The following is a 19,689-nucleotide window of genomic DNA, read 5'->3' on the forward strand; positions in this document are numbered from 1 at the left end:
CCGCGTCGCGAGCGGTCCCGAATGTCCTGCTACGCTGCAACATGGATCGCCCCGTCATCGGCTGCCGGAGGCGGCATTGGCTTGTGGCGCGGATGTGAGGCAGCCGTCGACAGCGGCGAGCAGGGCGTCCGGCCGGAACGGCTTCTGCAGACTTGCGACCGCGCCGAGCTTGGTCGCCATCTTCAGAAAGTCCGGCTCGGCATACGCGTCCGGGGCGACGGCGCGGCCGGAAATGACGATGATCGGAAGGGCCGGCTGCAGCACCCGGATGTGGCGCATCGTCTCCAGTCCGTCCATGCCGGGCATGAATATGTCGAGGAACAGGAGGTCGAACCGGCTCGCCTCGAACAGCGCAAGCCTCGTGTGGCCGTCGCCGGCGGCGGTGACGTGATGGCCGGCCCTCTCCAGGATCAGCCGGATCGTGATCTGCACGGCCGGGTCGTCATCCACAATCAGGATGTTGGCCACGTCTGAAACCCTCCGGGCCGGATGGGACGTTCCAGCGACCCCAAATCAAAGCATCAAATGCGAAATTGTTGCGCGGTTTCCGTCCGGCCTGCAAGCACTTCGCGGCCGACACCTTGTCCGCCTCGCGCGACTTCGGCGAGGTCGGCCATATGCATGCTTACGTGCACATGCGGTCCCTGACGCACGCCCGGATCGTGTCGCGCGCCTAATCGGTCAGGTATTCGGGATGGTGGCTCCGGATCTTGTCGAGCTCGCTGAGCGTGCCCGACAGGTGCTTGCGCAGATGCTGCTGCGCGGCGTCGGCGTCTCCGGCCTCGATCGCGCGCGTGATCAGCTTGTGGTGGCGGACGATGTTCTGGGCCTTGCCGGGCGAGGGCAGATGCAGCCGGCGCAGCCGGTCGATATGCCCGCTGCGGCTGCGCACCAGCGTCCACAGGTCTTGCTTTCCGGCGGCGGCGTAGAGCTGCGCGTGAAAATCATTGTCGCCGGCGATGAAGCTCTCGAAGTCCCCGGCCTTGGCGAATTGCTGCTGGAGCGCGATCGCGTGGTCAAGGCGGATGACCAGGGCCTGGTCATGCTGTTCCGCGAGCATCCGGACGATTTCGAGCTCCAGCGCCTGGCGCAGGAAATGGGCCTGCTCGGCGCGGCCGACGTCGACTCGGCTGACCACGGTCGCGTGCTGCGGAAACACGTCGACGAGCCCTTCCTCCTCCAGCCGCATCAGCGCATCGCGCACCGGTGTCGAGCTGACGCCGAACTGGCCGGCAAGCTCGGCGCGTGACAGGGGCGCGCCCGGCGGCAGTTCCAGGGCGATGATCGCATTGCGCAGCCGCTCGAACACCTGCGGCGCGGCCTGGCGGGCGCGATCGAGCCTTGAAACGGCTTTTGCGGGTCGTGCCGCGCGCGGCGCGGTATCGGTTGCTTCCATGGCGGGTCCCGCGGGCTTGCCTTTGATGCACTAATATATTAGTGCATCAGCAGGGTCAACGCAGCTCGACGCTGGCCGGAGGAAACACACAACAATGATCAAGCATCTTCGTAGCAAGCTTGCGGCTGCCGCCCTGATCGCCGCAACCGTCCTGCCGGTATCCGCGGCGCGTGCGCAGCAGAAATCCGAGATCTCGCTGTCGCGCCAGCCCGGCATTTTCTACATGCCGAGCCACATCATGGAAAAGCAGAAGCTGATCGAGAAGCACGCAGCTTCGCTCGGCGTACCCGGCGTCACCACCAAATGGGTGACCTTTTCCGGCGGCGGCGCGCAGACCGATGCGCTGCTCGCCGGCGGCGTCGACATCCTCAACACCGGCACCGGCAATCTTCTTTTGCTGTGGGACCGCACCCGCGGCGGCGTGAAGGGCATCGTCGCGACCTCGGCGCAGCCGATGACGCTGATCAGCCGCGACGCCAACATCCAGTCGATCAAGGATTTTGGTCCGAGCGACAAGATCGCGGTGCCGACCGTAAAAGTCTCGACCCAGGCGATCGTGCTTCAGATCGCGGCCGCCGAGGCCTTTGGTGCCGACCAATGGTCGAAGCTGGACGCCAACACCGTGCAGCTTGGCCATCCCGACGCCTATGCGGCGCTGTCCAATTCGAAGCACGAGGTCCACACCCACTTCTCGATCCCGCCTTTCACCTTCCTCGAGCTGAAGAACGTGCCGGGCGCGCATGTCGTGCTGAATTCGCCTGACGTGATGGGCGGTCCGCTGAGCCAGGCGCAGTTCTTCACCACGACGAAATTTGCCGACGCCAATCCGAAGATCATCCAGGCGGTGCGCGATGCCACCAAGGAAGCGCAGGATCTGATCCGCAGCGACACCAAGCAGGCGGTCGAGATCTACAAGGAGATCACCGGCGACAAGACCTCGGTGGAAGAGCTGCTCGACCTCCTGAAAGAGCCCGGCATGATGGAGTGGAATCTCGAGCCGCAGGGCACGATGAAATTCGCGGCCCATCTGTACAGGACCGGCACGCTGAAGATGCAGCCCAAGGCCTGGACCGACTATTATCTCCCCGTCGCGCACGACCTGAAGGGCAACTGATGGCGCTGCTCGACGTCAGCTCCGTGACGCTGCGCTACAAGACCTCCAGCGCCGTCGTCACCGCCACCGAGAGGGTCAGCTTCACCGTCGAGAGGTCCGACCGCTTCGTGCTGCTCGGGCCGTCCGGCTGCGGCAAGTCGACCCTGCTCAAGGCCGTCGGCGGCTACATGAGCCCGAGCGAAGGCCGGATGAGCATCAACGATCGCGAGATCCATGGCCCCGGCGCCGACCGCATGATGATCTTCCAGGAGTTCGACCAGCTCCTGCCCTGGAAGAGCGTGCTCGCCAACGTGATGTTTCCGTTGCTGACCGCGCGAAAGCTGTCGCGCAAGGACGCCGAGGCCCGCGCGCGGTCCTATATCGAGAAGGTCGGTCTCACCCGCGTCGTCGACGCCTATCCGCACACGCTGTCGGGCGGCATGAAGCAGCGCGTTGCGATCGCGCGCGGCATGGCGATGGAGCCCGATATCCTGCTGATGGACGAGCCGTTCGCCGCGCTCGACGCGCTGACGCGGCGCACCTGCCAGGACGAGCTGCTCCAGCTCTGGAGCGAGACCAAATTCACGGTGCTGTTCGTGACGCATTCCATCGCGGAAGCGATCCGCATCGGCAACCGCATCCTGCTGCTGTCGCCGCATCCCGGCCGGGTCAAGGCCGAGGTCGTCGATGTCGACAAGGTCTCGAATGGAGACGGCAGCGCCGGCCGGCTGGAGAAGGAGATCCACGATCTCCTGTTCGCGGCCGAAGCTGTGGCGCATTGAGGGAGCCTGTCATGGGCGAAGCGAGAATATTGCTGCGTGATGCGTCGGTTGCCGCGACCGGCTCTGCGGGCGAGGTCGAGCGCAAGCTGAGCGTGCCGGAGCTGTTGTGGAACGACGGTTTTGTCCGCAAGACCGTCATCATCCTGTTCCTGGCGGCGGTCTGGGAAGCCTATGGCGTCGCCCTCGACAATCCGCTGCTGTTTCCGACGCTGCACGACACCATCGCGACGCTGTACGACCGGGTCAAGGACGGCACCATTCCGATGCGGGCATGGACCTCGCTGAAGGTGCTGTTCATGGGCTATTCGGCCGGCATCGTGTTGGCCGCGATCTTCACTGTGCTCGCCATCTCGACGCGGATCGGCACCGACTTCCTCGAGACTGTTACGGCGATGTTCAATCCGTTGCCGGCGATCGCGCTGTTGCCGCTGGCCTTGATCTGGTTCGGGCTCGGCAACGGCAGTCTTGTTTTCGTGCTGATCCATTCGGTGCTGTGGCCGGTCGCGCTCAACACCCATTCCGGCTTCAAGAGCGTGTCCAACACGCTGCGCATGGTCGGCCGCAATTACGGCCTGCGCGGGCTGCCCTACGTCGCAAAAATTCTCATCCCCGCCGCGTTCGGCTCGATTCTCACCGGCCTCAAGATCGGCTGGGCCTTTGCATGGCGTACCCTGATCGCGGCCGAGCTGGTGTTCGGCGTGTCTTCGGGCCAGGGCGGGCTCGGCTGGTTCATCTTCGAGAACCGCAACCTCCTCGACATACCCGCAGTGTTCGCGGGCCTCTTGACGGTGATTATCATCGGGCTTTTTGTCGAGAACCTGATCTTCCGCGCCATCGAGCGGAACACCGTCCAGAAATGGGGCACCCAATCATGACCAAGAAGAAAATCACGCCCGACCAGCTCCGCAGCGCGCGCTGGTTCGCGCCCGACGACCTCCGCTCATTCGGCCACCGTTCCCGCACCATGCAGATGGGCTACGCCCCGGAGGAGTGGAAGGACCGCCCCATCATCGCGATCCTCAACACCTGGTCGGACGCGCAGCCCTGCCACATGCACTTCAAGTCGCGCGTCGACGACGTCAAGCGCGGCATCCTGATGGCCGGCGGCCTGCCGATCGAGCTGCCGGCGCTGTCGCTGTCGGAATCGCTGTTGAAGCCGACCACGATGCTCTATCGCAATCTTCTGGCGATGGACGCCGAGGAGCTGTTGCGCAGCCATCCCGTCGACGGCGTGGTGCTGATGGGCGGCTGCGACAAGACCACACCGGCGCTGCTCTTGGGCGCGACCTCGATGAACATCCCGGCGATCTATCTGCCGGCGGGTCCGATGCTGCGCGGCAATTGGAAGGGCAAGACGCTCGGGTCCGGCTCCGACGGCTGGAAATATTGGGACGAGCGTCGCGCGGGCAAGATTTCCGACAAGGACTGGCTCGATATCGAAGCCGGCATTGCGCGGAGCTACGGCACCTGCATGACCATGGGCACGGCTTCGACCATGACTGCGATTGCCGAGGCGATCGGCATGACGCTGCCCGGAGCCTCCTCGATTCCCGCCGCGGACGCCAACCACATCCGCATGGCCAGCGAATGCGGCCGGCGCATCGTCGAGATGGTGTGGGAGGATTTGACGCCGAAGACGATCCAGACCCGCAAGGCGTTCGAGAACGCGATTGCGGTCGCCATGGCGATGGGCTGCTCGACCAACGCGATCATCCATCTGATCGCGCAGGCCCGCCGCGCCGGTCTGGACATCGGCCTCGACGATTTCGAGAAGGCGAGCCGCAAGGTGCCCGTCATCGCCAACGTCCGGCCGAGCGGCGATGCCTATCTGATGGAGGACTTCTTCTATGCTGGCGGCCTGCCGGCGCTGATGGGCGAGATCAAGCAGCATCTGCACCTCGATTGCATTACCGTGACCGGCAAGACGCTCGGCGAAAACATCGAAGGCGCCGAAGTGCACAATGCTGATGTCATCCGCGGCGTCGACAATCCTATCTACAAGGAGGGCGCGCTCGCCGTGCTCAAGGGCAATCTCGCGCCCGACGGCTGCGTCATCAAACCCTCCGCCTGCGCGCCGCGCTTCCTCAAGCACACCGGGCCGGCGCTGGTGTTCGACGACTATCCCTCGATGAAGAAGGCGGTCGACGATCCCAACCTGGATGTCACCGAAGATCACATCCTCATTCTGCGCAACGCAGGGCCGCAGGGCGGACCGGGCATGCCGGAGTGGGGCATGCTGCCGATCCCAACAAAGCTCGTGAAGCAGGGCGTGCGCGACATGGTGCGGATCTCGGACGCGCGCATGAGCGGCACCAGCTACGGCGCCTGCATTTTGCACGTTTCGCCGGAGTCCTACATCGGCGGCCCGCTGGCGCTGGTGCGGAACGGCGATCGCATCACGCTCGACGTCGCAGCGCGTACCATCAATCTCGATGTCCCTGAAGCCGAGCTCGACAAGCGCCGCGCCGCCTGGAAGCAGCCCGAGCGCCGCTTCGAACGCGGCTATGGCTGGATGTTCACAAAACACATCAAGCAGGCCAATGACGGCTGCGACTTCGATTTCCTGGAGACCGATTTCGGCGCGCCGATCGGCGAGCCGTCGATTTATTAACCACCTGTCATTCCGGGGCGCGCCGCTTGGCGCGAGCCCGGAATCCATACTCACGATGGTGGTTATGGATTCCGGGCTCATCGCTTCGCGATACCCCGGAATGACGAAGATGAGAGAGCATCAAATGACAAAACTCACCGAAGCCACCCGCACAAAACTCAAATCCGTCTCCACTGCCACCGTCGCTACCGCGCTGTTCAAGCGCGGGCTGCGCATCCAGATGATCCAGGACGTGCACCCGCTCGGCGCCGACCAGCCGACCATGGTCGGCGAGGCCTTCACGCTGCGCTACATGCCGGCGCGCGAGGACCTCAACACCATCGACGTCTTCAAGGATCGTTCCCACCCGCAGCGCAAGGCGATCGAGGATTGTCCGCCCGGCGCCGTGCTGGTGATGGACAGCCGCAAGGATGCGCGCGCGGCCTCTGCCGGCGCGATTCTCGTCACGCGCCTGATGAAACGCGGCGTCGCCGGCGTCGTCACCGACGGCGGCTTCCGCGATTCCGCCGAGATCGCGAAGCTTGGCATTCCCGCCTACCATCATCGTCCCTCGGCACCGACGAACCTCACGCTGCACCAGGCGATCGAGATCAACGTTCCCATCGGCTGCGGCGATGCGCCGGTATTTCCGGGCGACGTCATTCTCGGCGACAGCGACGGCGTCATCGTGATCCCCGCGCATCTCGCCGACGAGATCGCGAACGAAACCTTTGAGATGACCGCGTTCGAGGATTTCGTCACCGAGGAAGTCGGCAAAGGCCGCGGCATTTTTGGGCTCTATCCCGCCACCGATCCGCAGACGCTGACTGATTTCGCGGAATGGCGGAAGAAGAACGGCCGCTAGGCCGAAGCTAAGTCACGTCAAGAAACGAGCCGGCGCATCAAGCGCCGGCCTTTTATCGAGCAGGGAGGATACTTATGAATTTCACGCGACGTAGTCTCATGGCCGGCGCCGGTGCGGCGGCGGCGTCCGCACTTCTCGCCCGCACCGCCGGTGCCCAGTCGTTTCCGTTCACGCCCAACCAGCGCTACCCCGATCCCGCCGTCCAGATCCTCGATCCCAGCTTCGGAAAATATCGGCTCTATTCCTCGACGGTCGAGCAGGTTGCGACCGGCATGCGCTGGGCCGAAGGTCCCGCCTATTTCCCCGAAGGCGGCTATCTGCTGTTCTCGGACATTCCCAACAACCGGATCATGAAGTTCGACGAGAAGACCGGGCAAACCAGCGTGTTCCGCGCCAACGCCAATTACGCCAACGGCAATGCGCGCGACCGCCAGGGCCGCCTCGTCACCTGCGAGCACTCCGTCACCCGCCGCATCACCCGCACCGAGAAGGACGGCAAGATCACCGTGCTCGCCGACAAGTTCGAGGGCAAGCGGCTGAACGCACCGAACGACATCGTGGGGAAATCCGACGACAGCATCTGGTTCACCGATCCGCTGTTCGGCATCAACGGCGAGTGGGAAGGCAAGAAGGAGAAGGCCGAGCAGGCCACCACCAACGTCTACCGCATCGCCAAGGACGGCAAGATCAGCGCCGTCCTCACCGACCTCGTCAATCCGAACGGCCTTGCCTTCTCGCCGGACGAGAAGAAGCTCTACATCGTCGAATGGAAGGGCACGCCCAATCGCAGCATCTGGAGCTACAATGTCGGCGACGACGGTGCCTTAAGCGGCAAGACCAAGCTGATCGACGCCGCCGACCAGGCCTCGCTCGACGGTTTCCGCGTCGACCGCGACGGCAATCTCTGGTGCGGCTGGGGCTCCAACGGCGCGCTGCAATCCGAGCCCACCGACATCGGCGGCCGCAAGGTCTATCAGCTCAAGGGCAAGTCCGAGGATCTCGACGGCGTGATGGTGTTCAACGCGGACGGCAAGCCGCTCGCCTTCATCAAGCTGCCCGAGCGCTGCGCCAACCTCTGCTTCGGCGGCCCGAAGAACAACCGGCTTTACATGGCGAGCAGCCATTCGGTGTATGCGCTGTATGTCGAGGCGCATGGGGCGGTGTGAGGCAGAGCTGACCAGCCAAGCTGCCGTAGGGTGGGCAAAGCGAAGCGTGCCCACCGCTCTCGTCGCAATTGCTGAAAGATGGTGGGCACGGCGCGATGCGCCTTTGCCCACCCTACAGAGCTGCCGAATTCCTTCGCCTCTCCCCGCGTGCGGGGAGAGGCCCGTAGCCCGGATGGAGCACAGCGCAATCCGGGGCGGTCTTGCCGTCTGCACGAATCCCGGATTTCGCTGCGCTCCATCCGGGCTACAAGGTCACGCCTCCGCCATCCCCGCCGCCCACAGCGCGAACGCGTAGACGATCGCGACTTCGTCCAGCCGGTCGAACCGCCCCGAGGCGCCGCCGTGGCCGGCACCCATGTTGGTGCGGAGCAATACCGGGCCGCCGCCGCTCATGGTGGCGCGCAGGCGTGCGATCCACTTCGCGGGCTCCCAATAGGTCACGCGCGGATCGGTCAGGCCGCCCATCGCCAGGATCGCCGGATAGTCCTTCGCCGCGACATTGTCGTACGGCGAGTAGGACAGGATGGTGCGAAAATCCTTCTCACTCTCGATCGGGTTGCCCCACTCTGGCCATTCCGGCGGCGTCAGCGGCAGCGTGTCGTCGAGCATGGTGTTGAGCACGTCGACGAACGGCACCTCGGCGACAATGCCCGCGAACAGCTCGCCGGCGCGGTTTGCCACCGCGCCCATCAGCATGCCGCCGGCCGAGCCGCCATGGCCGACGATGCGTTTTGCGCTGGTGTATTTCGCATCGATCAGTGCGCGGGCGCTGGCTGAGAAATCGTCGAACGAGTTGATCTTCTTCTCGCGCTTGCCGTCGAGATACCAGCCCCAGCCCTTGTCGGCGCCGCCGCGGATATGGGCGATGGCGTACACAAAACCGCGGTCGACCAGCGACAGCCGGTTGGCGTTGAACGAGGCCGGCATCGCCATGCCGTAGGAGCCGTAGCCGTAGAGCAGCAGCGGCGCCGAGCCATCGAGCTTCAGCCCGCGGCGATAGAGGATCGACACCGGCACCTCGGCACCGTCATGCGCCTTGGCCATGATGCGCGTCGTGACATAGTCGGCCGCATCGTGGCCCGACGGGATCTCCTGGCGCTTGCGTAAGGTCCGCGTGCGCTTGACCATATCGTAGTCATAGACTTCCGACGGCGTCGTCATCGACGAATAGGCGAAGCGCAAGTTGGTCGTCTCGAATTCGTAGGAGCCCATCGTGTCCAGCGAATAGGCCGTCTCGTCGAAGGCGATGGCGTGCTCGTCCCTGGTCGCGAGATCGCGGATCACGACCGACGGCAGCGCATTGGCGCGCTCCAGCCGCACCAGATGGCCGGCATAGAGATCGAGGTCGATGATGTAGACGCCGGGACGATACGGGATCAGGTCGCGCCAGTTCTTGCGCTCGGGTGCCCCAAGCGGCGCGGTGACGATCTTGAAATCGATGGCGTCATCGGCATTGGTGAGGATGAAGAGCTCGTCGCCGCGGTCGGCCAGCGAATATTGCACGCCGTCCTCGCGCGCTGCGACCAGGCGCGGCGGCGCTTCGGGGTGGGCGAGATCGATCAGCCGTTGCTCCGAGGTCTCGTGATCGCCGCCCGCGATCACGCAGAAGCGGCCGCTGGTGCTCTCATGCAGATGGGTGAACCAGCCGGAATCCTGCTCCTCATAGACGAGCGTGTCGTCGGCCTGCCTGGTGCCGAGCTTGTGCAGCCACACCTGCATCGGGCGATGGTTGTCGTCGAGCTTCACGTAGAAGAAGCTCTTGCAATCCTTGCTCCAGACGATGCCGCCGTCGGTTTCCTCGACCAAATCGTCAAGATCCTTGCCCGTGGCCCAGTCGCGGACGCGGATGGAAAAATATTCCGAGCCCTTGGTGTCGGCGCTCCAGGCTTGCAGCTTGTGATCGTTCGAGTGGCGGCTGCCGCCGAACTTGAAGTATTTGTGGTCTTTCGCGAGCGCATCGCCGTCGAGCACGATATGGCCCTCGCCACCGTCGCGCGGCATGCGGCCGAACAATTCGTGCTGGCCACCCTCGCGAAACCTGCGGAAATAGGCGAACGGGCCGTCGGGCGAGGGCACGCTGGAATCGTCCTCCTTGATCCTTCCGCGCATCTCGCGCACCAGCGTCTTCTGAAGTGACGAGGTGTGGCCGAGCAGGCTCTCGGTGTAGCCGTTCTCTTCGTCGAGATATTTGCGGATGTCGGGATCGAGCACGGCGGGATCACGCAGCACCTCCTGCCATTTCTCATCCTTCAGCCAGGCATAGTCGTCGGTCACGGTGATCCCGTGACGCGTGAAGGAATGCGGCCGGCGCGGGGCGACGGGGGGCTGGGAAGGTGTCTTGGCTTGTGTCACTCGGTCCTCATCATCTCGTACTCGCGCTGCGTTCCCTCTTTACCTCCCCCCGTAAGAACGGGGAGAGGGAGAAGAAGCAGGCGCGTGTTCCACCTTATATCGTCCCGATTCCGCGAATTGCCAGCGCCGCTGCGCCAAGGACTGCGCCAAGTCGCCGGGTTGTTGATCGCCCCCTTGTATGCTTTAGGGGCGATATTCCCGCCTCCGGTCCAGCCTGATGCTGTTCAATTCCTACCCGTTCATCCTGCTGTTCCTGCCGGCCGTGCTGGCCGGCTATTTTTGGCTCGGGCGGCGCAGCAACCTGGCGCCGGTGATCTGGCTGGCGCTGGCCTCGCTCGCCTTCTACGCCATCGGCAGTTGGCAGTTCGTGGGCCTGCTGCTGGTCTCGATCGCCTTCAACTACGGCGTCGGCTATCTCCTGATCGCGGCGAAGCTCGCCCCAATGCAACGAAAGGCGGCGCTCGCGCTCGGCGTCGTCGGCGACCTCCTGGTGCTCGGCATCTTCAAATATGCCGGCTTCGTCGCCGAGAACATCAATGCGCTGGCCGGTACGCATGTTGCGGTCCACATCCTGCTGCCGGTCGGCATCTCCTTCTACACTTTCACCCAGATCGCGTTCCTGGTGGATGCGTATCGTGGCCAGGTCGCGCGTTACGCCTTGCTGCACTACGCGCTGTTCGTGACCTACTTTCCGCACCTGATCGCGGGGCCGATCCTCCACCACAAGGACATGATCCCGCAATTCGAGCGGAAAGAGACCAAGTATCCGGACGCACACCTGATCCTGTGCGGAATCGTCATCTTCGCAATCGGCCTGTTCAAGAAGACCTGCCTTGCCGACGGCATCCAGCCGCTGGTGGCGCTCGCCTTCGAGGCGCGTTCGCCCAGCTTTGATCAGGCCTGGTGTGGTGCGCTCGCCTACACGTTCCAGCTCTATTTCGACTTCTCCGGCTATTCCGACATGGCGATCGGGATATCGCTGATGTTCGGCATCTTCCTGCCGGTGAATTTCAACTCACCCTACAAGGCCACCAGCATCGTCGAGTTCTGGCGCCGCTGGCACATGACCTTGTCGCAGTTCCTGCGCGACTATCTCTACATCTCGCTCGGCGGCAACCGCCGCGGCCGCGTGCTGCGCTACGTCAATCTGATGATCACGATGCTGCTCGGCGGGCTCTGGCACGGCGCGGCCTGGACTTTTGTCGCCTGGGGCGCGCTGCATGGCGCTTATCTCTGCGTCAATCATGCCTTCAACGCGCTGGTGCCCAACGTCCCGACGTTGCTCCTGCGTCCGGTCCGCATCGTCGGAGCCGTGCTGACGTTCCTCGCCGTCGTCGTGGCCTGGGTTTTCTTCCGCGCCGAGAGCGTTACTTGGGCACTGCGCGTGCTCCACGCGATGGCCGATCCGTCGAATATCGTCCTCGGCCGCGAGGAGATCGCCGCATTGGTTCTGGTGTCGATCTACGCCGCGCTGGTGTGGCTGGCGCCGAACACGCAAGCGATCATGGGATACGATCACGACAATCGCAGGGTCGGCGAGGCCCTGCCGGCAGGGCGGATGCGGCCGCTGTTTCTCTACGGCGCGTCGCTGGTGCTCGCTCTCGGGATTCTCGGCATCCAGAGCCACAGCGAATTCATCTATTTCCGGTTCTGATGCGGGGCAATTTCACACAGGTGAGACGTCTTCTGCTCGCCAGCATCACCTGCGTGCTGGGCGCGGCGGCGCTCACCTATCTCGTCGATCCCCTGCAACTGTTCCGCCCCTCGCGTCTCACCGCCTTCTATTCCGACGACACGCGCGTGCAGAATGCCGGGTTGATCCGCAGCCAGTCGTTCGACACCGCCTTCATGGGCACCTCGCTCGCGATCCATTTCCGCCAGAGCGACATCGATCGCGCGCTCGGCGTCCACTCACTCAAGCTGACGATGACCGGGTCCAATTCGCGCCAGCAGGGCTTTGTGCTGGAGCGGGCGATCGAGCGTGGTGCCCGGCGCGTGATCTGGGCGATGGACGATTTCATCTTTGTCGATGCGGCCGATATCGAGGCCGATCCCTTTCTGTCCGTCGATCTCTATCGCCAGACAACGAAGGGCATCGCGTCCTATCTGTTCAGCGCCGCGATGGCAAAGGAATCCCTGTTCGCGCTGCTGCGGTCGATCCCGCCGCTGCAGCATAAGCTGACCCAGGCGGCGCCGTTTCTCCCCGTCAAGTTCGCGTTGTCCGACGTCGACGACATCTACGCGCTGCCGCGCGATTTCGACGTCGCGCGTGACTACAATGCGAAGAAGACGCTTGCCTCGTTTGCTTACATCACGAGCCCCGTGCGCAGCCGCTTCCTCGGCGAAGGCTACGGCTACGACGCCATGCTCCGGCATTTCGAGCGCGACGCGGTCGGCTTGATCACGCGTCATCCGGACGTGACCTTCGACATCTACTTGCCGCCCTATTCGATCCTGCAGTTCGTCGCGATGCGCGATGCCTCGCCTGCGACGCTGAAGATCGTCACCGACCTCACCGCGCGCATCGCCGAGCGGCTGACGCAGCTTCCGAATGTGCGTCTGTACGATTTCCGCGCGATCAGGGCGGTGACGCACGATCTCGATAACTACAGCGACGTCATCCACCATTCGCCGGCGGTGGATGCGAAGGTGCTGAGCTGGCTGGCGCGTGGAGAGTATCGCGTCGATCCTGAGGCGCCGCTCGCGTCGCTGGATGCGCTGAAGGTTCAAGTCGAAGCGTATCGAGTCGCGCGCTGAACTTCCCCTCTCCCCCTGTGGGAGAGGGTGGCTCGCCGCGTAGCGGCGAGACGGGTGAGGGGTATCTATCCGCGCGTACAACTCTCGCAGTGAAGTTTGCGGAGAGAAACCCCTCATCCGGCGCCATAGCCGAAGCTTCGCTTCGGCGTTCCTAAGAACGGCGGCCGAAGGCCGCCTACGCCACCTTCTCCCACAACGGGAGAAGGAAGAAAGCGCGCCTACACCGCCACCTGCTCGCCGAGATACGCGACCGCGGCTTCCAGCCCGCCCTTGCCGTGCGGGATCTTCAGCGCATTCAGCCCGATCTCGACCACCCCCAACGTGCCGAGCAGCATCGGCGCATTGACGTGGCCCATATGGGCGATACGGAAGGCTTGTCCCGAGAGATCGCCGATGCCGGTGCCGAGCACGACGCCGCACTTGTCCTTGCAATAGCGCTGCAGCAGCGCCGGATCGTGGCCATTGCTCATGGTCACCGTGGTCACGGTGTTGGAGCGCTCGCTCGCCTCCGCGACGTTGAAGCCGAGCACCTGGCCTTCCGACCAGGCGGAGACGGCGCGGCGAGCGGCTTCGCCGAGCAGGCTGTGGCGGCGGAACGCGTTTTCCAGCCCTTCCTCGTGCAGCATGTCGATCGCCTTGCGCAGCGCGAACAACAGATGCACCGGTGCGGTGCCGGCATATTTGCGATAATTCTCGCTGCCCTCGCGCTCGCTCCAGCTCCAATAGGGCGTCGACATGTTGGCCTTCTTCTGCACCTCGAGTGCGCGCGCGTTCGCCGCGACGAAGCCGAGGCCGGGCGGCGTCATCAGGCCCTTCTGCGAGCCGGACATCGCGACGTCGATGCCCCATTTGTCCATCTCGAACGGCATGCAGCCGAGCGAGGCAACAGTGTCCACCATATACAGCGCGGGATGGCCGCTGGCCTTGATCGCCTTGCCGATCGCCTCGATGTCGTTCTGCACGCCCGAGGCCGTGTCGACCTGGACGACGACGACGGCCTTGATGGTGTGCTCCTTGTCGCGGCGCAGGCGCTCCTCGACCTCGTGCGGCCGCACCGCGCGGCGCCAGTCCCCCTTGAGCACCTCGACCTCGGCGCCCATCAGGGCGGCGGCGTTGCCCCAGCCGATCGCGAAGCGCCCACTCTCCAGCACCAGCACCTTGTCGCCGCGCGACAGCACGTTGCTCAGCGCGGCTTCCCAGGCGCCATGGCCGTTGGCGATGTAGATGTAGGACTTGCCCTTGGTCGCGAACAGCTTCGAGATGTCTGCGAGAAGTGTATCGGTCAGCTCGTGCATCTCTTTGGAGTAGATGTCGATCGCCGGACGATGCATGGCCTGCAGCACCTCGTCGGGCATCGTGGTGGGCCCGGGGATGGCCAGAAATTCCCGGCCCGCGCGAACGGTCATTGCTGTTGGTCCTTGTTGCTTGAGAACAGGCTGGTGGGTCGCTGACTCACGTTCTACGCGCCGTGGAAGCCCAAGAAAAGCACGCAAAACGCAGGTCTGGGGTGGTTTTTGTTTCGAGCATGGTCTTGTCGGAAAACCGCCTCACACTTTTCCGGACCATGCACTTATCTCTTGGTCTCGCGGCAGCCTGCGGCTTCGGCTTCTTCCACCGAGCAGAACCAGCGGGTGCCCTTGCTGATCTTCATCTTGATCTGGGTGTACCAGCGGCTGGTCGGCTGGTGATAGATGCACTCGCCGGCGGTGTTGACGTTGCCCTTGATGGTGCAGTCCGGCGAGGGCGCGACCGGCCCGGAGGCCGAGGCGAGCAGCACCGCATGCGCGCCCTCGGGCGGCTTGGTCGCGCCCAGGATGGTGGTCTTCTTGTTGCGGACGCGCCAGTCCCACGGCGCGATGAAGGCGCCCTGCCACATGCCGGCCTTTGCCTCGCGCGCGGCGGCCTCGTCGGGTTCGTAGTCGTGAGAGACGCGGGTGTAGGCGAGTGCCCAGCCGCTGCGCACCAGCCATTTCTGGATGTCCTCGCCGCCGACCTCGCAGCGCGCCACGGTGCGGCCGCGCCGGTCGATCGCGCGGGCGTGGCAGACCCAGTTCTTGCCCTCGGTGTATTTGGCGAGCTCGTCGCGCGCCGCGATGCCGCAGGTCCAGCGCTCGGTTTTTGTATTGAGGCAGAGCTGGTCGACCGCGGGCGCGTCGATGCCGCCGAGCCGGACCCGCGTGTTCCCGATCAGGACGGAATCGCCGGAGCGAACCTTTGCCGTACCGGTGATGTCGGCGGCCTGGGCCAGCGAGGGGATGGCGAGCAAAGACAGCGCAATCAGGAATTTTCGCAACATGCCGGTCCGCGTGTGAGGAAAATCTCGATAGACGTCGCAATTGTGGTCGGCTTTTGGCCGCCCGGCCAGCGCCTGCCTAACGATTGAGCTTTCAACTTCCCGTCATTGCACGACGGTCTCGTAGGGTGGGCAAAGCGAAGCGTGCCCACCATGTCCAGCGTGGTGGCGGATGGTGGGCACGGCGCGCGAAGAGCGCGCCTTTGCCCACCCTACGAGACCTACCCCCGCCCCGCCATCGCCCGCTTCGCCACGGCCAGCCCCATCAGCACGAAGGCCGACGTCACCTCGGGACCACCCACCAGAATCCGCGTCGGCGTCTTCATCTTGTTCCATTCATAGGCGCGGAACGGGCCGCGGCGGCCGCCTTCGCCGAGGCTCGCGACGATCACGTTCAGCGCCGGGGCGAAGGCGCGCGGGTCGGCGCCGAGATGGCCGAGTGCGATCAGCGCCAGCGCCGCGTCGAACACGTTCATCTCCGCGGCCATCAGCTCGCCCTTGACGTAGGAGAGCACGCGATGGCGGATGAAATCGAAATCGCCGTCGGGGTCGATCGCGGCCTGTGCTGCCAGCGGCAGCGCCAGGAAGGCCGCATAGCAGCGGCCGAAATAGGCGCTGTAGAGCTCGGGCAGATAATAGATGTGCGAGCGCGGATTGGCGAAGGCGCCGCTGGCGGCGAGCCGCTTCTGGAAGCCGATGATCCGATGCACGGTGGCTAGCCGCGCCGGCGTCTCCAAAATCTTCCAGCGCGCGAGGTTGCGGAAGCTGACCTCGAGAATGTCGAGATTGAGCGTCGGATCAAGATCGTTGCCGTAGGGCCGCTCGCCTTTGAGGTTATCGATCCAGGTCGCGACGCCGCCCTCGTAGTCGATGTTGTCGTTGAGCGGCACGGTCACGCGCGGTTCGTTGACGCCAGCGAGCACCTGATAGCCCGAATAGAAGTCAAGCAGCGGCTGGTCGATGATCGGATCGGTGCAGCCGGCTTGCGTCGCTGCCGAGATCGAGCACGCCGTGGTGTCGCAATCCGGCACGTAGACGCCGAAGCCGAGGTCCTGTTTGATCTGGGCGAAGAAGCGGGAGAAGCGCGGATGCGGCGCCGGCGCGAGCGCGGTGATGACGTTGAAGCGTGTGCCGTCGATACCCTCGACCTCTTCGCGGCTGATGTTGACGCAGAAATCGACCATGTCGGCGATCGCACGCTCGGATGCAATCTTGTCGGCCGACGAGGCGAGCCCGGTCTCGACATAGCTCAGCAGCGCCTCGATGAAGAACGCGTCGTAATAGGCCGAGCGGTGTCGGATCTGCACCGGCTCCCACATCGGCTCGGCAATGCCGCTCCAGGGCGGATTGACGACGGCCGCTGCCTGTGAGCGCGCGATGAAGACGCGGGCGAGGTTGAACAGCAGCGAGGAGTTCTTGTAGCCGCGCGCGTTCAGCCCCGTCAGCGCCATGGTCAGCTCGCGCCCACGGACATCGGGGTCGCCGATCAGGTTGAAGGCGGCATAGGTCGGCAGGAAGCCGTTCTTGCGGTACGAGCCGAGCAGATGCTGCGCGCAGTCGCGGATCACGCCGTCGATCTGCGCTTGTTGCGGCGCTAGGCCTGTGAATATCGCCGGCGGCGGCTTTGGATGGTCGAGCGCGATGCTGTCGACGAGATCGGCGACGGGCTGGCCGACCGCCGCCCAGTCGGGCTCGGCGTCGTCGCGCGCCCGCACCAGCGCCGTGCGAAGCCGGGTCAGCTTCGCCTCGTCGCGCAACTCGGGCAGCCCGGCGCGACGGAGCAGGATCCGCAATGCGGGATTGCCGAGCGCGGTCTTGTAGAACTTGGCCAGATGCGGATCGCCGCTGGCTGGGCCCGACAATACGGGATCGCAGACGTCGTAAAGCGAGGGGCCGTCTTTTCGCGCCGTCAGCGCCCGGCAGGCGGCGCCGGCAAAATAATGAAAGCTCATGAAATACCTGGTCGCGGGGCTTTGGCCGGGGGCCGGCCGGCGCGCTCCCATCTGCGCGCCACCCCCTCCAAGTCTTTGAAAAAGCTACCCGGATTCGCGGGAAATTCAAATGTGATGGCGGTCACGGAAAAATCCGGCACGGGAGCTGCATGATTAAGGCCGTTACAAGGGGCTCGCGACGAAAAAACGTGCAAATCCCGCTCGGAGGATTAACCAATATCTTCAGTCACTTAGCTCAAATTTTGGGCGATCTATTGCCGGGGAGGAGATATCCGGTTAAGGCTTTGTTTGGTGCGGCGCCGCAAATTGCGCGCAGTTCGGGGGCACATCCCCGGCCAATCCCTCAAACCTGAAGCCACCATCGCGCTACTCAAACATTGTGCGCGCGCTTGGCTGGTCTTTGGCACAGGAACGAACCGAGATGAATGTAAGGCAGCTCGAGCTTTCCAGACGCACGATCGCGGTGGCCGCAGCCCTCATCGGCACGGTGTCGCTCGTGATCGGCGCCCATGCTGCCCTCAACATGCGCGCGATCGATGCCGCCAAGGCCGTGTCGACCGACCTGGTCACCGGCTCGATCGGCCAGTCGTCCCGCCTCGCCCTCGTCATCGGCAATGGACATTATCCCGACGCCAGCGCGCCGCTGACGCAGTCGATCAACGACGCCCGCGCGCTGTCCTCGTCGCTCCGCAAGAACGGCTTTGACGTCGATATGGTGGAAGACGCGACCAAGGACGACATGGTCCGCGCCGTCAACCGCCTGAAGTCCCGGATCAAGCGCGACACCGTCGTCATGCTGTTCTTCGGCGGCTACGGCGTGCAGGCCGGCCGCGAGAGCTACATGCTGCCGGTCGATGCCGTGATCTGGAAGGAAAGCGACGTCCGCCGCCAGGGCGTCTCCATCGACGGCGTGCTCGACATGATGAAGGAGCAGGGCGCCAAGGCCAAGCTCGTCGTCGTCGACGCCTCCCGCCGTAACCCCTACGAGCGCCGCTTCCGCTCCTACAGCCACGGCCTCGCGCCGATCAGCGCGACGGACAACGCGTTGATCCTTTCCTCGGCTTCGCCCGGCAAGGTCGTCGACGACGGCAAGGGCGAGTACAGCGTGCTGGTCGGCGAGTTCCTCACCAACCTCAATGCGCAGGGCAGCGCCGAAAGCGTCTTCAACAAGACCCGCGTCGCCATCTCCCGCGCCTCCGAAGGTGACCAGGTCCCGACCATCTCCTCCTCGCTGCTCGAGGACGTCCATTTCGGCGAAGCAGCCGGCGGCTAGCCGTAAATTGTAGGGTGGGCAAAGGCGCAAAGCGCCGTGCCCGCCATCTCTCCAAGATTTCAATAGAAGACGTGGGCACGCTTCCGCCTTCGCTCGCCGAGCTATGGCGGACAAGTCGCTTTGCCCACCCTACGGTCTGCGTGTGTAACGCACCTCTGCCCCCACATCGTCATTGCGAGCGCAGCGAAGCAATCCAGGATCTCTCCGCGGAAAGATTCTGGATTGCTTCGCTGCGCTCGCAATGACGGTTGAGGCGAGACTTACTTCGCAGCTTCCGTGGCCATCACCGGGCGCACCGGATCGCCTTCGCGCAGGATCGCGCCGGCGCGGGCGACGACGATATCGCCTTCGTTGAGGCCGTCGCGAACCTCGATATTGCCGCCCGACATCAGCCCGATCTCGACCCGCTTGGTCTCGACGCGGTTGCGGCGGATCACCTGCACCACGGTGCCGGCGGTGGAATACTGCACCGAGGTCAGGGGCACCGCGACGTTGCAGCTCTGCCCGGTCTTGATCAGCGCGCGCCCGCTCGCATTCAGCAGCAGCCGCTTCTGCGAGGAGATGCCGATATAGACCATGCCCTGCTGGATGTTCGGCTCGACGGTCGGTCCGATGCGGCGCACCTTGCCGTCGAGATCGCCCGCGCCGGCAATGCGCACGGTCGCCTGCTGGCCGACCGCGAGCTTCCGGATATCGGTGGTCGCGACCAGGCCGACCAGATCATATTCGCTGCGCGCCACGATCGTGAACAGCGCCTCGCCCTTGGCCGAGGCGAGGTTGCCGATCTGCGCGGTCGACGTCGCGATCACGCCCGCCACGGGGGCGGTGACCTGAAGCGTGCCGCCTTCGGGCAGCGCCAGCCGCGCCAGCACCTGGCCGGCTGTGGTGGTGTCGCCGGCCTCCGCCAGCACGTCCGTGACCTTCAGGCCGGGACGTTCCGGCCGCACGGAGGTCTCCTCGCGCGCGATGATCGTGCCGGTGGCCTCGACGATGTCGGAGAAGCAGGATTTTGCGACCTTCAGCACCGTGACCGCGGGCCCCTTGGGCGCGTCGTCATCGGCGGCGCGCGTGGGCTGGGCGGACAGCAGAACCAGTCCGGCGAGAGCAACGAGTTTTTTGGGAAAGGAACGCGCAGGCAATGGACGCATCGGTCATTCCGGTTGGGGCCTT

The 19,689-nt window shown here is 64.5% G+C and carries 16 protein-coding genes; 9 read left to right on the forward strand and 7 right to left on the reverse strand.

What is annotated here, in order from left to right:
* Nucleotides 1-54: 54 nt before the first annotated feature.
* Nucleotides 55-468, reverse strand: coding sequence for a response regulator (locus ABIA90_RS08340; protein ID WP_354118509.1), 414 nt, complete (start codon nt 466-468; stop codon nt 55-57).
* Nucleotides 469-673: 205 nt separating this feature from the next.
* A complete protein-coding gene (locus tag ABIA90_RS08345) occupies nt 674-1,396 on the reverse strand; it encodes a GntR family transcriptional regulator (protein ID WP_247313243.1) in 723 nt (240 codons plus the stop codon).
* 94 nt (nt 1,397-1,490) lie between these two features.
* Here ABIA90_RS08345 and ABIA90_RS08350 point away from each other — a divergent pair, with 94 nt between their 5' ends.
* The 6 genes from ABIA90_RS08350 (at nt 1,491) to ABIA90_RS08375 (ending at nt 7,892) form a co-directional block, all read left to right on the forward strand.
* Nucleotides 1,491-2,510 (forward strand): ABC transporter substrate-binding protein, encoded by a 1,020-nt coding sequence (locus ABIA90_RS08350; RefSeq protein ID WP_354118510.1) that lies wholly within the window; start codon nt 1,491-1,493, stop codon nt 2,508-2,510.
* Nucleotides 2,510-3,271 (forward strand): ABC transporter ATP-binding protein, encoded by a 762-nt coding sequence (locus tag ABIA90_RS08355; RefSeq protein WP_354118511.1) that lies wholly within the window; start codon nt 2,510-2,512, stop codon nt 3,269-3,271. The genes ABIA90_RS08350 and ABIA90_RS08355 overlap by 1 nt, the downstream gene beginning before the upstream one ends.
* Nucleotides 3,272-3,282: 11 nt before the next feature.
* Nucleotides 3,283-4,146 (forward strand): ABC transporter permease, encoded by an 864-nt coding sequence (locus ABIA90_RS08360; RefSeq protein WP_354118512.1) that lies wholly within the window; start codon nt 3,283-3,285, stop codon nt 4,144-4,146.
* Nucleotides 4,143-5,882, forward strand: coding sequence for an L-arabinonate dehydratase (araD, locus tag ABIA90_RS08365; RefSeq protein ID WP_354118513.1), 1,740 nt, complete (start codon nt 4,143-4,145; stop codon nt 5,880-5,882). Before ABIA90_RS08360 ends, araD begins: the two co-directional genes overlap by 4 nt.
* Nucleotides 5,883-6,006: 124 nt before the next feature.
* Nucleotides 6,007-6,726, forward strand: coding sequence for a ribonuclease activity regulator RraA (locus ABIA90_RS08370; protein WP_354118514.1), 720 nt, complete (start codon nt 6,007-6,009; stop codon nt 6,724-6,726).
* 74 nt (nt 6,727-6,800) lie between these two features.
* A complete protein-coding gene (locus ABIA90_RS08375) occupies nt 6,801-7,892 on the forward strand; it encodes an SMP-30/gluconolactonase/LRE family protein (protein WP_354118515.1) in 1,092 nt (363 codons plus the stop codon).
* Between the two features lie 252 nt (nt 7,893-8,144).
* On the opposite strand, the gene ABIA90_RS08380 is transcribed toward ABIA90_RS08375, so the two are convergent.
* Nucleotides 8,145-10,244 carry a S9 family peptidase gene (locus ABIA90_RS08380; RefSeq protein ID WP_354118516.1) on the reverse strand — a complete coding sequence of 700 codons (2,100 nt, stop codon included), beginning with the start codon at nt 10,242-10,244 and terminating at the stop codon, nt 8,145-8,147.
* Nucleotides 10,245-10,461: 217 nt separating this feature from the next.
* Here ABIA90_RS08380 and ABIA90_RS08385 point away from each other — a divergent pair, with 217 nt between their 5' ends.
* Both ABIA90_RS08385 and ABIA90_RS08390 read left to right on the forward strand, forming a co-directional pair.
* On the forward strand, nt 10,462-11,898 hold the full coding sequence (locus ABIA90_RS08385; RefSeq protein WP_354118517.1) for an MBOAT family O-acyltransferase: 1,437 nt from the start codon (nt 10,462-10,464) through the stop codon (nt 11,896-11,898).
* The gene (locus ABIA90_RS08390; protein ID WP_354118518.1) at nt 11,898-13,001 is read left to right on the forward strand and encodes a hypothetical protein; all 1,104 of its coding nucleotides are present in this window, start codon (nt 11,898-11,900) and stop codon (nt 12,999-13,001) included. Before ABIA90_RS08385 ends, ABIA90_RS08390 begins: the two co-directional genes overlap by 1 nt.
* 218 nt (nt 13,002-13,219) lie before the next feature.
* Here ABIA90_RS08390 and ABIA90_RS08395 read toward each other — a convergent pair whose 3' ends face one another.
* The 3 genes from ABIA90_RS08395 to ABIA90_RS08405 form a co-directional block, all read right to left on the reverse strand.
* Nucleotides 13,220-14,407: a pyridoxal-phosphate-dependent aminotransferase family protein gene (locus ABIA90_RS08395; RefSeq protein WP_354118519.1), complete on the reverse strand. Its 1,188-nt coding sequence runs from the start codon at nt 14,405-14,407 to the stop codon at nt 13,220-13,222.
* Between the two features lie 164 nt (nt 14,408-14,571).
* Entirely contained in the window at nt 14,572-15,297 is a 726-nt protein-coding gene (locus ABIA90_RS08400; RefSeq protein WP_071908582.1) for a thermonuclease family protein, read from the reverse strand.
* 218 nt (nt 15,298-15,515) lie between these two features.
* Complete coding sequence (locus ABIA90_RS08405; protein WP_354118520.1) at nt 15,516-17,246, reverse strand: hypothetical protein; 1,731 nt, start codon at nt 17,244-17,246, stop codon at nt 15,516-15,518.
* 421 nt (nt 17,247-17,667) lie between these two features.
* Here ABIA90_RS08405 and ABIA90_RS08410 point away from each other — a divergent pair, with 421 nt between their 5' ends.
* Entirely contained in the window at nt 17,668-18,519 is an 852-nt protein-coding gene (locus tag ABIA90_RS08410) for a caspase family protein (protein ID WP_354118521.1), read from the forward strand.
* 260 nt (nt 18,520-18,779) lie between these two features.
* On the opposite strand, the gene ABIA90_RS08415 is transcribed toward ABIA90_RS08410, so the two are convergent.
* Nucleotides 18,780-19,667, reverse strand: a complete 888-nt coding sequence (locus tag ABIA90_RS08415) for an efflux RND transporter periplasmic adaptor subunit (RefSeq protein ID WP_354118522.1) — start codon at nt 19,665-19,667, stop codon at nt 18,780-18,782.
* Nucleotides 19,668-19,689 lie beyond the last annotated feature (22 nt).

It is taken from the genome of Bradyrhizobium sp. LA6.8 (assembly GCF_040547935.1).
GTDB lineage: Bacteria > Pseudomonadota > Alphaproteobacteria > Rhizobiales > Xanthobacteraceae > Bradyrhizobium > Bradyrhizobium barranii.

What these genes read in the sequence shown, in the direction of transcription:
- ABIA90_RS08400 (WP_071908582.1), bottom strand. Translation starts at nt 15,297, where the DNA reads ATGTTGCGAAAATTCCTGATTGCGCTGTCTTTGCTCGCCATCCCCTCG.
- ABIA90_RS08350 (WP_354118510.1), top strand. Translation starts at nt 1,491, where the DNA reads ATGATCAAGCATCTTCGTAGCAAGCTTGCGGCTGCCGCCCTGATCGCC.
- ABIA90_RS08405 (WP_354118520.1), bottom strand. Translation starts at nt 17,246, where the DNA reads ATGAGCTTTCATTATTTTGCCGGCGCCGCCTGCCGGGCGCTGACGGCG.
- araD (WP_354118513.1), top strand. Translation starts at nt 4,143, where the DNA reads ATGACCAAGAAGAAAATCACGCCCGACCAGCTCCGCAGCGCGCGCTGG.
- ABIA90_RS08385 (WP_354118517.1), top strand. Translation starts at nt 10,462, where the DNA reads ATGCTGTTCAATTCCTACCCGTTCATCCTGCTGTTCCTGCCGGCCGTG.
- ABIA90_RS08410 (WP_354118521.1), top strand. Translation starts at nt 17,668, where the DNA reads ATGAATGTAAGGCAGCTCGAGCTTTCCAGACGCACGATCGCGGTGGCC.
- ABIA90_RS08360 (WP_354118512.1), top strand. Translation starts at nt 3,283, where the DNA reads ATGGGCGAAGCGAGAATATTGCTGCGTGATGCGTCGGTTGCCGCGACC.
- ABIA90_RS08355 (WP_354118511.1), top strand. Translation starts at nt 2,510, where the DNA reads ATGGCGCTGCTCGACGTCAGCTCCGTGACGCTGCGCTACAAGACCTCC.
- ABIA90_RS08370 (WP_354118514.1), top strand. Translation starts at nt 6,007, where the DNA reads ATGACAAAACTCACCGAAGCCACCCGCACAAAACTCAAATCCGTCTCC.
- ABIA90_RS08415 (WP_354118522.1), bottom strand. Translation starts at nt 19,667, where the DNA reads ATGCGTCCATTGCCTGCGCGTTCCTTTCCCAAAAAACTCGTTGCTCTC.
- ABIA90_RS08395 (WP_354118519.1), bottom strand. Translation starts at nt 14,407, where the DNA reads ATGACCGTTCGCGCGGGCCGGGAATTTCTGGCCATCCCCGGGCCCACC.
- ABIA90_RS08375 (WP_354118515.1), top strand. Translation starts at nt 6,801, where the DNA reads ATGAATTTCACGCGACGTAGTCTCATGGCCGGCGCCGGTGCGGCGGCG.
- ABIA90_RS08390 (WP_354118518.1), top strand. Translation starts at nt 11,898, where the DNA reads ATGCGGGGCAATTTCACACAGGTGAGACGTCTTCTGCTCGCCAGCATC.
- ABIA90_RS08345 (WP_247313243.1), bottom strand. Translation starts at nt 1,396, where the DNA reads ATGGAAGCAACCGATACCGCGCCGCGCGCGGCACGACCCGCAAAAGCC.